At 38.4% G+C, this 14,043-nt stretch carries 10 protein-coding genes; 4 read left to right on the forward strand and 6 right to left on the reverse strand.

Going from position 1 to position 14,043, the window contains the following annotated elements; genetic code table 11:
• Window positions 1-31 precede the first annotated feature (31 nt).
• The 4 genes from BM192_RS00890 to hemF all read right to left on the reverse strand — a co-directional run bounded on the left by BM192_RS00890 (window position 32) and on the right by hemF (window position 6,047).
• Window positions 32-1,183: a tetratricopeptide repeat protein gene (locus BM192_RS00890; RefSeq protein WP_234797477.1), complete on the reverse strand. Its 1,152-nt coding sequence runs from the start codon at window positions 1,181-1,183 to the stop codon at window positions 32-34.
• A gap of 82 nt (window positions 1,184-1,265) precedes the next feature.
• Window positions 1,266-2,345 carry a tetratricopeptide repeat protein gene (locus BM192_RS00895; RefSeq protein WP_037437774.1) on the reverse strand — a complete coding sequence of 360 codons (1,080 nt, stop codon included), beginning with the start codon at window positions 2,343-2,345 and terminating at the stop codon, window positions 1,266-1,268.
• Between the two features lie 100 nt (window positions 2,346-2,445).
• Window positions 2,446-5,055 carry a DNA gyrase subunit A gene (gene gyrA / locus BM192_RS00900; RefSeq protein ID WP_037437773.1) on the reverse strand — a complete coding sequence of 870 codons (2,610 nt, stop codon included), beginning with the start codon at window positions 5,053-5,055 and terminating at the stop codon, window positions 2,446-2,448.
• Window positions 5,056-5,153: 98 nt separating this feature from the next.
• The gene (gene hemF / locus BM192_RS00905) at window positions 5,154-6,047 is read right to left on the reverse strand and encodes an oxygen-dependent coproporphyrinogen oxidase (RefSeq protein ID WP_037437770.1); all 894 of its coding nucleotides are present in this window, start codon (window positions 6,045-6,047) and stop codon (window positions 5,154-5,156) included.
• Between the two features lie 224 nt (window positions 6,048-6,271).
• Here hemF and BM192_RS00910 point away from each other — a divergent pair, with 224 nt between their 5' ends.
• The 4 genes from BM192_RS00910 to BM192_RS00925 all read left to right on the forward strand — a co-directional run bounded on the left by BM192_RS00910 (window position 6,272) and on the right by BM192_RS00925 (window position 10,068).
• Window positions 6,272-6,757 (forward strand): DUF4442 domain-containing protein, encoded by a 486-nt coding sequence (locus BM192_RS00910; RefSeq protein WP_037437768.1) that lies wholly within the window; start codon window positions 6,272-6,274, stop codon window positions 6,755-6,757.
• 21 nt (window positions 6,758-6,778) lie between these two features.
• Window positions 6,779-7,411, forward strand: coding sequence for an AlbA family DNA-binding domain-containing protein (locus BM192_RS00915; protein ID WP_037437766.1), 633 nt, complete (start codon window positions 6,779-6,781; stop codon window positions 7,409-7,411).
• A gap of 28 nt (window positions 7,412-7,439) precedes the next feature.
• Window positions 7,440-8,801: an MATE family efflux transporter gene (locus tag BM192_RS00920; protein ID WP_037437765.1), complete on the forward strand. Its 1,362-nt coding sequence runs from the start codon at window positions 7,440-7,442 to the stop codon at window positions 8,799-8,801.
• 73 nt (window positions 8,802-8,874) lie between these two features.
• Complete coding sequence (locus tag BM192_RS00925; RefSeq protein ID WP_037437763.1) at window positions 8,875-10,068, forward strand: metallophosphoesterase; 1,194 nt, start codon at window positions 8,875-8,877, stop codon at window positions 10,066-10,068.
• A gap of 89 nt (window positions 10,069-10,157) precedes the next feature.
• Here the strand turns inward: BM192_RS00925 and BM192_RS00930 are convergent, their stop codons facing one another.
• On the reverse strand, window positions 10,158-10,490 hold the full coding sequence (locus BM192_RS00930) for a hypothetical protein (protein WP_037437762.1): 333 nt from the start codon (window positions 10,488-10,490) through the stop codon (window positions 10,158-10,160).
• A gap of 58 nt (window positions 10,491-10,548) precedes the next feature.
• Window positions 10,549-13,950, reverse strand: coding sequence for a trifunctional glycoside hydrolase family 18/polysaccharide deacetylase/glycosyltransferase family 2 protein (locus BM192_RS00935; protein ID WP_037437761.1), 3,402 nt, complete (start codon window positions 13,948-13,950; stop codon window positions 10,549-10,551).
• Between the last annotated feature and the right edge of the window lie 93 nt (window positions 13,951-14,043).

Raw genomic sequence — 14,043 nt, forward strand, 5'->3', positions numbered from 1 at the left:
ATGTATACTACATATAGCTGATTTTCAGCGTTTAAAACACGTCTAGTTGTGCTTTCAATTCCTGAACACGGTCAAACCTATTTTTACGGGTATAAATTTCAATTAGTAAATTAATTACAGATTTATCTTTAGGTTTCAATTTTAGCGCCTTATTGAAAATGATTTCAGATCTGTTCAGGTATGAAGAAAATGTTGGAATATCCTGTGGTGTAGCCTGAAGAGCTTTGTTACCCAGGTTTAGGTATAGCAAGCCTAATTGGTATAAAGCGTCAAAATAATTTTTATCAATATCTAATGATTTATTATATGCCAATTCTGCTGTGCCCATATTGGCATTTTTCTGGTGTAGATATCCATATAAAAAATAAAGCAGTTTACTTCTCGTATTAACTTTGAGCGTATTTTCGATTCTGTTCATTGCTTCCGTATATCGCTCATTGTCGAGTAACTGATTGATATAATCATTACCAAGCATTTCATTGTACGGATTTAACTTCAAGCCCTCCTCTGTGATCTTAAGTGCGGCTTCGTTATCCAGTTTCATTTTATAGATATTTCCCATACGCTGAAAAATTACAGGATTTCTGGCTCCATTATCTTTCGCTCTTCTGAAATAGTTCAATGCTTCATCGTCATTTTTAATTGCCTGAGCACTTAACGCTGTATTAATTGCTAATGCAGAATCTTTTGGAAAATAGTCACTTACCTCCCTTAGATAGTTAAATGCTACATTATAATCGCCGGCTTCGTAAGCAGAATTACCCATTTTCTGCTTCTTGATATTAATATTATAATTAGAAGCAGCAATCAATCCGGAATTATCCTCGAAACGGTCAAAATTTTTGGCTGAATCAATAGCCATTTTAGCCTGCTCGTAATATTTGTCTGATGTGGCCTGATTAGGATCTTTGATAGCAATGTAAGAACTCAAATAAGATTTAATTGCCCATGTTTCCGGATACTTTTTTGTCTTAGAGTCCTTTTGCGCGTTTTCGCTTGCTTTTATACCATCAGCAAGTATTTGGAGCTGAGTTTTCTCATCTTTCTGATTAGCGATTGCTTCCTGAAGCTTTCCCACTGCATTTCTTGCAATCAGCAATTGTGTTTTTTGTGCAATTGCATTTGTGGAAGCACTTACAACAACAAGCATGGTAGCGGCAAAAAAATATTTCTTATTCATCATAAACCTATTCAGTCTTAGACCCAAATTTATGCAAAAAAAAAGAGGGATAAAATTTATCCCTCTTTTAATTATTGTGTTTAGACTATTTTTGTGCGTCTAAGATCTTTTTAGTCGCTTCGTAATTTACTTTATCATCTTTAAACAGATAGATAACTTTTAAATTCTCGAGAGCAGCAGTCATTTTATTGTCCAGCTCGTAAGATTTTTTGTAGTAAGGCAATGCCTGGTCAATAAAACCATTCATTTGAGTAGTGATCGCATCAAATTCTTTCTTGTTTTTTGCGTCTATTTTGTTTCTTTTGCCTTGCAAATCAAGAGCTTGTTTGTAATAGGTATCCCCCATTGCATATTGATAAGCAGCATTTTTACCATCTTTTTCAATCAGTTTCTTTAAAAGCTCCTGAGATTTAGCAATATTACCTTGTCTGATATATAAGTCAGTTTGTATACCAACGAAATAAGGGTTTTCAGGATATTTTGCAATCGCAGCATCCAATAACGATGTCGCTGCAACAGTATCTTTTAAATTTTCAAAACTCGTGCTGATTATTTCACTGTAAAGTGATTCAGAATCTTTAGAGCCTAATTCAATCGCTTTTTTAAAGTTTCTTACTGTTTCAGGATAATCCTGTAATTGCTTGGCAGTAACGCCAGCATTCACATACATTGCTGTATCCTGAGGAGCTTTAGTTGTAATTTGGTTGAAATAAGTTAAAGCAGATTTATAATCTTTATTATTATAAGCCATAATAGCTCTGTTTCTTAAAGCATTTGAGAGTGTTACTTCTGCTTCTTCAAGATTTTCTTTCTCATTTCCTTTTACATCCAGTTCTTTTGCTTTTGTAATCGCTTCTTCTGCAATTTTTTCATTAGCAATAGCATTCTGTGCGTTCACAGTGTCGGTAAATGCAATTTTAGAAGCAAATAATGCGCGGTATGTCCATGCTTCAGGCATTTCTTTTGATTTTTCATTTGCAATTGCATTATCCGTGAACTTTAATCCTTCACTTAATGTTTGCAAGGTCTTATCTAAAGGCTGACTCTGAGCAGATGCAAATTTAGCAAGTCCCCATGCATTTTTCGCCTTAGAAACTTCACCCTTTTGAGCATTCGCATAGGTTGCTGCACCTACCAATAATACACTTAAAAGTACTTTTTTCATATTAGTCTATTGTTTTTAATTTAATACAAAAACCCGCATGGCCCCTTATTTGTTTTAGAGAGATCCATGCAGGTCTGTAATTTATGGTTTAAAAAAATAATTAGTCTTCATCCTCTTCTGAAGTTTCTTCGTCAGAATCTCCCTCCTGCTCATCTTCTTCTTCTTTCTCTAATTCTGGAACCTCATTTTCTACAGCCGTCTCATCAGTAACTATAGCGCTGTCTAAAATTGGTTCTACTTCCTCTTCCGGATCATCTTCATGCTCAATTTTGGCAACTGAAGCAATTGCATCATTACCTTTTAAATTGATCAGACGTACACCTTGAGTAGCTCTTCCGATAACCCTAAGTTGACTTAGTACAATACGGATAACGATACCAGACTTGTTGATAATCATCAGGTCATCATTATCTGTAACGCTCTTAATTGCAATTAAGTCTCCTGTTTTCTCGGTGATCGTAATGGTTTTAACACCCTTACCGCCACGGTTAGTTACTCTATAGTCTTCAATATCAGTACGTTTTCCGTAACCTTTTTCAGATACAACCATTACTGTAGCTTCAGGATCGTCAACAGCAATCATACCCACAACTTCATCATTAGCATGACCTAAAGTTACACCTCTTACACCTGTAGCAGTTCTTCCCATCGGACGGACAGTACTTTCGTTAAATCTGATCGCGCGACCCGAACGTAAAGCCATTACAATCTCACTTGAACCGCTTGTCAGACTTGCTTCCAGTAACTGGTCACCTTCGTTGATATTAATAGCATTAATACCATTTACCCTTGGTCTTGAATAAGCCTCTAGTGAAGTTTTCTTGATGGTACCTTTCTTGGTACACATAATAATATAGTTGTTCTCCAGATATTCCTGGTCTTTCAGATTTTTCACCTTAATGTAGGCTTTGATCTTTTCTTCTTTAGGAATATTAATAATGTTCTGGATCGCTCTTCCTTTACTTAACCTCGAACCTTCTGGTATTTCGTAAACCCTTAACCAGAAACAACGTCCTGATTCAGTAAAGAATAACATGTAGTTATGGTTTGAAGCAATGAGCAGGTGCTCAATGAAATCTTCATTTCTTGAATCACTTCCTTTTGAGCCTTTACCGCCTCTGGCCTGCGTACGGTATTCAGTAGCTGGAGTACGTTTGATATAACCTTCATGAGAGATAGTAATGACAACTTCTTCGTCCTCTATAAAATCTTCCATGCTCATATCTTCAGCTGAATGTACAATATGGGTTCTGCGCTCGTCACCATATTTATCCATCATCTCAGCCAGCTCATCTTTAATGATCTGCATTCTCAGGCTTTCGTCAGCCAGAATAGATTGCAGGTATTCGATGGTTTTCATTAACTCATTGTATTCATCTTTGATCTTATCTCTTTCCAGACCTGTCAGACGACGCAAGGTCATATCTAAAATAGCTCTGGCCTGAAGGTCACTTAATCCGAACTGCTCCATTAAGCCTAAACGCGCCTCTTCAGGAGTTGTGGAAGCCCTGATCAGTTTAATAACTTCGTCAAGATGATCCAGCGCGATTAATAAGCCTTCCAGGATATGTGCACGTTTCTGTGCTTCATTTAATTCAAACTTTGTTCTTCTGATAATTACATCATGCCTGTGCTCAACGAAATGTCTGATTAAATCCTTTAGATTTAATAACTGCGGTCTGCCATTAACAAGGGCAATGTTATTTACACTGAAAGAAGTTTGTAGTGCAGTTTGCTTGAACAGATTATTTAATACAATCGAAGCATTCGCATCCCTTTTAATTTCGTAAACTATACGGATACCATCCTTATTGGATTCATCCTTAATATTGGAAATACCTTCAATTTTTTTCTCACCAACCAATTCAGCAGTACGCTCAATCATCATTGCTTTATTTACCTGATAAGGTATTTCAGTTACAATAATAGTTTCGCGGTCTTTATGTGTTTCGATTTCTGCCTTAGCACGCATTACAACACGTCCGCGACCAGTTTCGAAAGCATCCTGAACACCACTGTAACCATAAATAATGGCACCGGTTGGGAAATCAGGACCTTTTACATGCTTCATTAGTTCTGGAATAGTAATATCGTGATTATCGATATAAGCGATAGTCGCATTAATTACTTCCGTAATATTGTGTGGCGGCATATTTGTTGCCATACCAACTGCAATACCCGAAGAACCGTTGATCAGTAAATTTGGAACTTTTGCTGGCAATACCGTCGGTTCCTGGAGGGAATCATCAAAGTTAAGCTGAAAATCTACTGTATCCTTATTGATATCAGCAAGCATATCTTCAGCCATTTTCTGAAATCTCGCCTCAGTGTAACGCATTGCTGCAGGAGAATCACCATCGACAGAACCGTAGTTACCCTGTCCTTCGACAAGTAAGTAACGCAGACTCCATGGTTGAGCCATCCTCACCATAGTCATATATACAGATGAATCACCATGCGGGTGATATTTACCGAGTACTTCACCGACAATACGGGCTGATTTCTTGTAAGGCCTGTTATTGGCCAGACCTAAATCAAGCATACCGTAAAGTACACGTCTGTGTACCGGTTTCAATCCGTCTCGTACATCAGGTAACGCTCTTGATACAATAACCGACATCGAATAATCGATGTAAGCAGACTTCATCTGCTCGTCTATATCAATCTTGATAATTTTATCGTTTTCCTGATTTTCTAAATCTTCTGCCATAAAATAGTAATGTTCGTTAAGAACGATTTAAATAAGGTAATGTTATAACCTTGCGAATTTAGGAAAATATTGCTGTTTAAGCGTATTCTTTAAAAAAATTAAGCCCAGTCTATCCCTTTTATTAACCGTGCCTGAGTTGCAGCCTCTGGGCTGTTTTCTGAGGGTTTATAATTATAGGTCCATTTAGCCATTGGAGGTAAGCTCATTAGGATAGATTCTATCCTTCCATTAGTCTCCAAACCGAACTTTGTACCGGAGTCGTAAACCAGATTAAATTCGGCATATCTGCTTCTGCGCAGGTATTGCCACTCCTGGTTCTCAGGTGTAAAAGTTTTATTTTTATTCCGCTCAATCAAAGCGGTGTAAGCAGGCAGAAAAGATTCACCTACTGCGATCGAGAATTCAAAAAGCTGATCCCAGTCCAGACCTGTATTCTCCGGCTGCAACCTGTCGTAAAAAATTCCGCCAACTCCTCTGGTTTCCTCCCTGTGGCGAATAAAGAAGTAATCATCGGCCCTTTTTTTGAACTTTGGATAAAAAGAAGCATCGAACTGGTCACAGGTGTCTTTTAATAGTTTGTGAAAGAAATGTACATCCTCATCAAATACGTAATGAGGTGTAAGATCTATTCCGCCACCAAACCAACGCGTTTGAGCATCCATTTCAAAATAACGGATATTGAGGTGTATGATAGGCACAAAAGGATTCGACGGATGGATAACTATGGATACACCAGCTGCGAAAAACTCGTCAGAATCGACTTTAAATGAGTTTTTTACCGCTTCAGGTAAATTTCCATGTACAGCAGAAAAGTTTACGCCGCCCTTTTCTATAACATTTCCATTCTGAAAGATCCGGGTGCGTCCCCCTCCTCCACCTTCACGTGTCCAAATTTCTTCTTCATACTCCACACGACCATCTGCCTGGGATAAACCCTTGCATATATCATCCTGGATCTGCTTGTAAGCGGCAACAACCTTATCTCTAAACATTTTTCTCAGTATTATATCCAAAGTTAAGTTTTTAGGCTTAAAACCGAAAAACTCAGCTCACAAATCAATAAATGGCTTGCGCCAAACGCTGGAATATCTTTGTAGCGTAATATATTACCGTCAAATTCGTAAACGCAGAAAATATCGAAGGTTTAAAACAAGATTTCTATAAATTAGCGATACCAGCTGTTGAAATAGCTTCAGGCAGGTGAAGAATATATAAAATGATAGTATCAGAGAATACCTTAAAATGGGTTATGCGTTTTTATCCCCCTCTTTTGTTTCAGAGAATATGGGTAAGAAAATTTCATGCGGGTTTCAGGGGGGCAGATATTAAAATTGCTAAAAGTATCCTGAACAAAAATTATAACGGATCAATCTTTGGCGGCACAATATACGCTGCTACGGATCCTTTTTATGCCTTATTATTTGATCAGCTGTTGCAGCGTAAAGGTTATAAAGTTAGAGTATGGTTAAAAAGTGCCAGCATTCAGTACGTCAAACCCGGTAGAAAATCCTTATATTTTTCTATTCATATCACAGATGAGATGATCGTAGATGCGATCCATCATCTTGATGGCCCGGGAAAATTTGTCAAAGCCTACCCTATGGAAATTAAAAACAAGGAAGGTGAAATCTGTGCTACAGTTATGAATGAAGTCTATATCAGAAATTTGCATCAGGGAGAAAAAGGTCAGGTCGCTTATTAGTGTTTATATTCAGGATACAAGATGAACATCAGGAAACTAATTTTACAAGGAGAAGGTACAACGCTGGACTTTAAAAAAACGATTAGTAATAAAGAAAAAATAGCCAAAAGTCTGGTGGCATTTGCAAATAATAAAGGTGGTACTTTACTAATCGGCGTTGCAGATGACGGAACCATTAAGGGTGTCAAATCAGAAGATGAGGAAAGATATATGATCACCAGATCCGCGCATCAGTATTGCCGCCCGGCTATTGAGCCAGAATTTGAGGAAATCTATATTGATGAGAAACTTGTTCTTGCCGCAACTATTCACGAAAGCGACTCTAAACCGCATTATGCACTGGATGATAAAAAAGAATGGTGGGTCTATTACCGGGTAAAAGATAAAAGTGTTCTGGCAAGCAAGGTGATGATTGAGGTGATAAAACAACGGCAAAACCAACAGGGAATCACAATCAGTTATTCCGATCTGGAGCGAAAGCTTTTTGGATATCTCGATAAACAAGGCCGGATCACACTCAAAGAATTCTGCAAGCTGACCAGAAGTTCACATAAAAAAGCACAAAAAATACTAGTCAATCTGATTCTGGCAGAACTTATTCAGCCGCACACTTCGGAGAAAGAAGAATATTTTACCCTTACATCGGTAAAATAGCCTTAAATTTGCAAATTATCCCAAGATTATGTTCAGTGCTTTCTACTCAAAATACAAACCATATTATAAAGACAACCTTCGTTTAGCGCTGCCCATAGTTGTTTCACAATTAGGGCACACCCTGGTACATCTGGCTGACAGTGTGATTGTTGGTCATTTCGCCGGAACAATCCAATTAGCAGCAGTTTCGCTGGTTAATAGTTTATTTATGCTGATCCTGGTCTTAGGCATGGGTATCGCCTATGGCCTTACACCGCTGATTGCACAGGAAAATGGAAGAAAAAATCATGGGGAATGCGGCAGGTTGTTATCTAACAGCTTGATTATTAATATCGCTGCAAGTATTGTGCTCTATCTTTTTGTGCATTTCGGAACATTGCTAGCTATTGACCATATCGGACAATCGCCGGAAGTTGTTGCTTATGCCAAACCTTATCTGGGATATCTTGCCGTATCAATTATACCACTAATGATCTTTCAGACTTTCAAGCAGTTTACAGAAGGACTTGGTTTTACCAAACAGGCTATGTTTATTTCCATATGGGGTAATCTGATTAATATCATACTCGGTGTAATCTTCGTAAAAGGAATGTTTGGCATAGCGCCGATGGGCGTGAAAGGAGTTGGATTAAGCACACTGATAGACCGTATACTCATGGCTTTGGTAATGACTATCTATGTTTTCCGTTCTGCGAATTTCAAAGTTTACCTGCGGTCGTTTAAAATCAGTTTTATAGACAAAGTCAGGTGCCTTAAAATATTCAAGATCGGCGCACCTGTTGCCCTGCAGTATTCATTTGAGATCAGTGCCTTCAGCGGAGCCGCCATTCTGATTGGTACGATAGGTGCAATAGAACAAGCTGCCCATCAGGTAGCTATTAACCTGGCATCTGTAACTTATATGCTGGCCAGTGGTATAGCATCTGCTGCCACTATAAAAACCGGTAATAACTTCGGTAAAAATAATTTTCTTGACCTGCGTCTATCCGCCATCGCGAGTTACCATGTGATTATTGCATTTATGTCTCTTACAGCTTTAGTATTTATATTTGGTAATACCCTTTTACCTAATATTTATACCAATGATAACGCCGTTATACAAATTGCTGCCCAGTTATTAATTATTGCCGGATTCTTCCAGCTCTTTGATGGAACACAGGTTGTTGGACTGGGGGTGCTGCGTGGTATTGGAGATGTCAATGTGCCAACCCTCATAACCTTTGTAGCTTATTGGGTAATTGGTATTCCACTAGGTTATTTACTTGGGATTAGATTGGGGATGGGCGTAAATGGAATCTGGTACGGACTTACAATTGGGTTGCTTGCGGCCTCTTTTATGCTGTTTTTCAGGTTTCAAAATAAGACCAGACTTTTGGTCAGCCAATCGTAATCAATTTCATAAGGCAAACAAATTGGATATAATTCACGTAATTATGCGTTAAATAAGCAATCTAATAACGCTGATGAAAAAAAGAATTCCCGTTTTACCCTTGTTGATCCTTGCCTTTGTCTTGCTTGCGACCAGCAGTTATATCTATAGTGCTCTCCATACTCTTTTTCCATCCAATGGCATTCCGCATTTTTTCTGGGTACTGACGGTGGCAATCTTTGCCGGTTTTGGATTAGCAATTAGCAGGAGACACAAGAATGCGGAAGGCAAATTATTGCTTTATGCGGCGCATGCCCTGCTCATTTTAGTTGTTGCCGAACTGGTTACGATCTTGTTTCTTATTCCCGGAGATCTTTATAGTACGATTGTCTCCCAACCCAGAAGTTATAACTGGACCTTATTTTCAGCTGTAATTTTCGTGCTCACCGTATTGCTGTTTTTATATGGGATGATTATCGGAAAATATCGGTACACGGTTAAAAAAGTCACACTTGAATTTGATGATTTACCTCCACTTTTCGATGGCTTTAAAATTGTACAGATTTCAGATGTACATGCCGGAAGTTTTAAAAATAAAACCGCAGTAAAAAGAGGTATTAGCTTAATCAATGCACAACATGCAGACCTGTTTGTTTTTACAGGAGATCTGGTTAATAATAAAGCTGAGGAGATTAAACCCTGGATTCCTGAATTTTCAAAAATTAAGGCACCTTACGGTCAATATTCAATTTTAGGGAACCATGACTATGGAGATTATATCAGCTGGCCTACACCAGAAGAAAAGACACAGAACCTGCAGGAACTAAAAGAAGCCCACCGCCACTTAGGCTTTGAATTACTCTTGGACAGGCATGTGGCCATTAAAAATCAAGATGAACAATTGATTCTTGGTGGCGTAGAGAACTGGGGGGTCGGTTTTGGTGAACGTGGAGATTTGGCAAAAACCTTTCAGCATGTACCTGAGCAAGCCTTTAAGATCTTACTCTCTCACGATCCCAGCCATTGGGAAACACAAGTAAAAAAAAGCTATCCGATTGTTCATCTTACGCTGTCCGGCCATACACATGGAATGCAATTTGGTCTGGAAGCCTTTGGTATCAAATGGAGCCCTGTTAAATACAGATATGCACACTGGGCTGGTTTGAAAGAAGAAAATGGTCGTAAACTTTATATAAACAGGGGTTTTGGATTCATCGGCTTCTCGGGAAGAATTGGAATCTGGCCTGAAATAACGGTACTGGAACTCAAAAGGAGAAACAAAAAATAATTAAATAACAAACGGGCCTGTTCCATTGGAGCAGGCCCGTTTTTAGGTAAGCTAATTTAAGCTGTAACAGCTATCCAGATCAATCTGGCTTAAGCGTAGATATATAATTTGGCGTTTCTAACCGGTTGACCTTTAATTCCCAGGTAAGCTTTGCGGTTGTCTCTCAAATATTTAATCACGAAAGGATCATTGCCTTTTACAAACTCATCGTAAGCAATTTTAAGTCTGTCAACATGTGTATCAGCGTTGACTCTCCAGGTTTTACCCTCATAATCAAAATAAGCAAATGTTACCCGGGTGTCACCTTTCAGTTGTCCGTCTAACCTGATTAGTCCGATATTCTCCTTTTGAAGCGGAAGTACAGCTTTCTCGTAGAAAGTGATAAAATCCTCGAATTTTGGTTTACTGTTATTTTCAGTCATTAGATTATAAAAATTTAAAATCAGCTACAGACCATTAATCCGTAGCTGATTTACAAAATTAAGCATTTTGTTCCTTAACACTGCCTGTTCTTTTCAATACACCCCAACTTTCGAGCTCACCCTTTAAAGCTTTCCTTAAAGACCTGAATAAAACGATATACATCAACTGCCGCCAATAAAATCGCTGAGGAATTATATAGATCAATTTTTTATAAGATTCTTTCTCCATTCTTAGCGCTATTGCAGCAAAAAGAAGATCTACCAGAATAAAAATACAGTAGTAGAAGAATACCTGTCCGAAGCCATTATTTAAACTCAACAGACTGCCCACCCCTTCCCAGGTCAGCGCATGTACTGAAGATAAAGAGAACAGACCTGTTACCATGGATAGAACCATAAAGAAATCGGCTAATGGTGAAAACAAGGGTAAAATTATTTGATAGATCAGAATGTTAGGCATCCCCACTAATCCAAAGTACCCATACTTTTTATTCAGCAAAGTATCTTTGTTTTTCCAGAAACTCTGCATGACACCGAAACTCCATCTTAAGCGTTGTTTTAATAACATATTTACGGTTTCGGGAGCTTCTGTATAGGCAATTGCCGCATCACAGTTACGGACCGTATAACCCGCACGCAAAATACGCATAGTCAGATCGCAGTCTTCTGCTAAAGTATCAGTAGTAAATCCACCGACCTCGCTAATCACTTTTTTACGAAATGCACCGATCGCACCAGGCACCACTGTAATCGTGTTCAACAAATCAAAAGCCCTTCTATCCATGTTTTGAGCTGTTATATATTCTATAGACTGCCAGTTAGTTATCAAGTTAACCTTATTTCCGACTTTAACAGATCCAGCCACTGCAGCAATTTCTTCTTCATAAAAATAACGCATCAGCTCTTTAATTGCATCGGTCTTGAGTTGCGTGTCGGCGTCGATACAAATTACAAAGTCCGCAGATGCCTTTAGAATACCATAGTTTAAAGCTGATGCTTTTCCGCCATTTGGTTTGCTGTATAATTTAATCCTTTCATGATTACCAAAATGACGCTGCACAATTTCAAAAGTTTTGTCTGTAGAACCGTCATCCACAAAGATGAATTCAGCAAAAGGATAATCAGATCTCAGCAAACTGCTTATCGTATTTACAACAGTAACCTCTTCATTAAAAGCTGGTATAATAATACTGACGGGTAACTGAGGATTCTGAAGCAATAAACCTGTTTCCTTTTTGCTAAGGCGGCGCTGACGAATGGCCATAATTGCAATAAAAATGCTTCTCAGCATAGCCAGGATGATAGCTAAGATAAAAATATAGTTTAGGAACAGCGTTCCATAAGAGAACACTTTCAGGAACACTGTATCGCCCGAACTGATAAATGCATTTTCATCTGCGTTTACAGCAGGCATAAGCTCTGCTCTTGTTTTGCCAATCAGGTTTCCAATCGTGACAAATTGATAACCCTTAGACCGAAAATATTTTATAATTCTAGGAAGTGCTTCCACCGTCGCCTGTCTGTTTCCGCCTGCGTCATGCAAGAGAAGTACATTACCCATTGCAGATTGTTTAACAACAGCATTGTAAATTTGATCGGCCGTTATCCCTGGTTTCCAGTCATTTGGATCAATTGATTCTCCGATATTAATATAGTTCTGTTCCCGGCTCTGTGCAACCGGAAGAATTTCAGCAGAAGTTGAAGGTTCTGCATCTGCATTATAGGGCGGACGGAATAAAATAGTACTGTGTCCGGTTACAGACTCGATGAGTTTGCGGGTTGCATTCAACTCGAAATTTACCCTTTCCTTTCCCACCTTTGACATATCAGGATGAAAAAATGTATGATTACCAATCTCATACCCTAATTGATACTCTCTTAAAAGCAAGCCCATATTCTGTTCTGCCATTATGCCTACCACAAAGAAGCTTGCCGGAACTTTTTCCTTTTGCAGAATAGAAAGAATTTGTGGTGTATAGACAGGGTCCGGACCATCATCAAAAGTAAGTACGATTTTTTTATCTGCACTACCATATCTTCTGATACTATATTTAGTTGGAAGTACAACATACTGCTGATCGCTGATGAGATAATTCAGGGTATCTATATTGATGGATACTTTCCCTTCCTTTGGAACAGAGACCAGATCAAGGACCTCTCCGTCTCCGGAATAATCAATTCTATCATTTAAACCGATATGAGTGAAATTTTTCAGGTCGACACCACTTTTCCGAATTGAATCCAGGCTTAGGTTCTTGCCAATAAAATTCCACAACCTTGGATCTTCTGCACCCATACGCCAGATACCGACGCCAGCCAAACCCCAATCGTCAGCTCTTCTGATCAGGTTAAAATTTGTTGCAGCATCCGTAAAAAATACCTGATGATGAATGTTAGATTCATCTGTATAGTCGAAATTAAGATTCGAAGATTCTTTGTTATAAGTGATTTTGCTTTTGTATCTGTTGGCAGTAGCGATAGCCTGTTGATAGGTAATTGTTTTTCCGGTATTCTGATCGGGCCAGTCATAACCGTAACATGCAAGCGCAAGGATTACTTTATCGGCAGAAATTCTTTCACATATCTTATCCAGTTGTTCCTCAACCCAGCTCTGATGCGAAATATATCCGGCATTACTACTTTCAGTATGCTGATCATAGGCCATCACGAAAATGTAGTCATTATACTTTTCCAGCACTTTCAGATTATAATCATCGTTCTCGGGTGATATATCCTGTGTAACCAGGAGGTTTTTTGCGTGCAGCTTTTCATAAAGATTCCGCTGAAACTCTGCTAAAGGAACATCAGATGCTTCTTTAATTTCCTCGAAATCTATATTCACCCCTTTAAAGCCGTATTTCTGAAGAGAAATGATCAGATTATCAATAAAACGATTTTGTAAATATTTATCCTGCAGCAACTTATGAATTGCATCTCCATCAAACTGATTTCCGCTAAAATTAGAGACCATCGCAATAGCAGTTTTTTTATGTTTTAGAATAATCTTCATCGCATCGGTATCGACCTGATCGACCAGCGTATCAGCACCATTTTTGATAAAGAATGATTCTGTAACCACCATATCCAAATATTTAATTTTATCCTTCAGGTCAGTCAGCGACTGCGGATCCCAGTTTACATAAAAACCAGCATTGATGCGCGCCTTGTTATTCGGGTGTCTCAGGTGATGTAAATGCTGATCTTTTTGAATCTGGAGCAGTTTACGTTTAGAAATACTGAATTCTTTGTATACCGTAGATTTCTTCAACTGTTCCAGCTGTTTGGAATTTAGTTTAGTTGTTGTGTTGATTACCGGCAGAGCTGGATAATCACTTGAAAACAAGGTGAGAGCGACGCAAACAGATGCGATGATAAAAATGATGATCAGACTTCTTGTCACCCATTGAAAGGTTAACCACCTGTTCTTTTTATCGGTTTGAAAGACTTGTTTTTCCTGCATAGGAATATAGAATTAATGCTTCAAATATATAGATGTGCAATGACAATTTACACGCCGGAATTTGGGATATTTGTCTTTATCAATTAATATGAC

The sequence above is a fragment of the Pedobacter antarcticus genome (genome assembly GCF_900112985.1).
Classification (GTDB): domain Bacteria; phylum Bacteroidota; class Bacteroidia; order Sphingobacteriales; family Sphingobacteriaceae; genus Pedobacter; species Pedobacter antarcticus.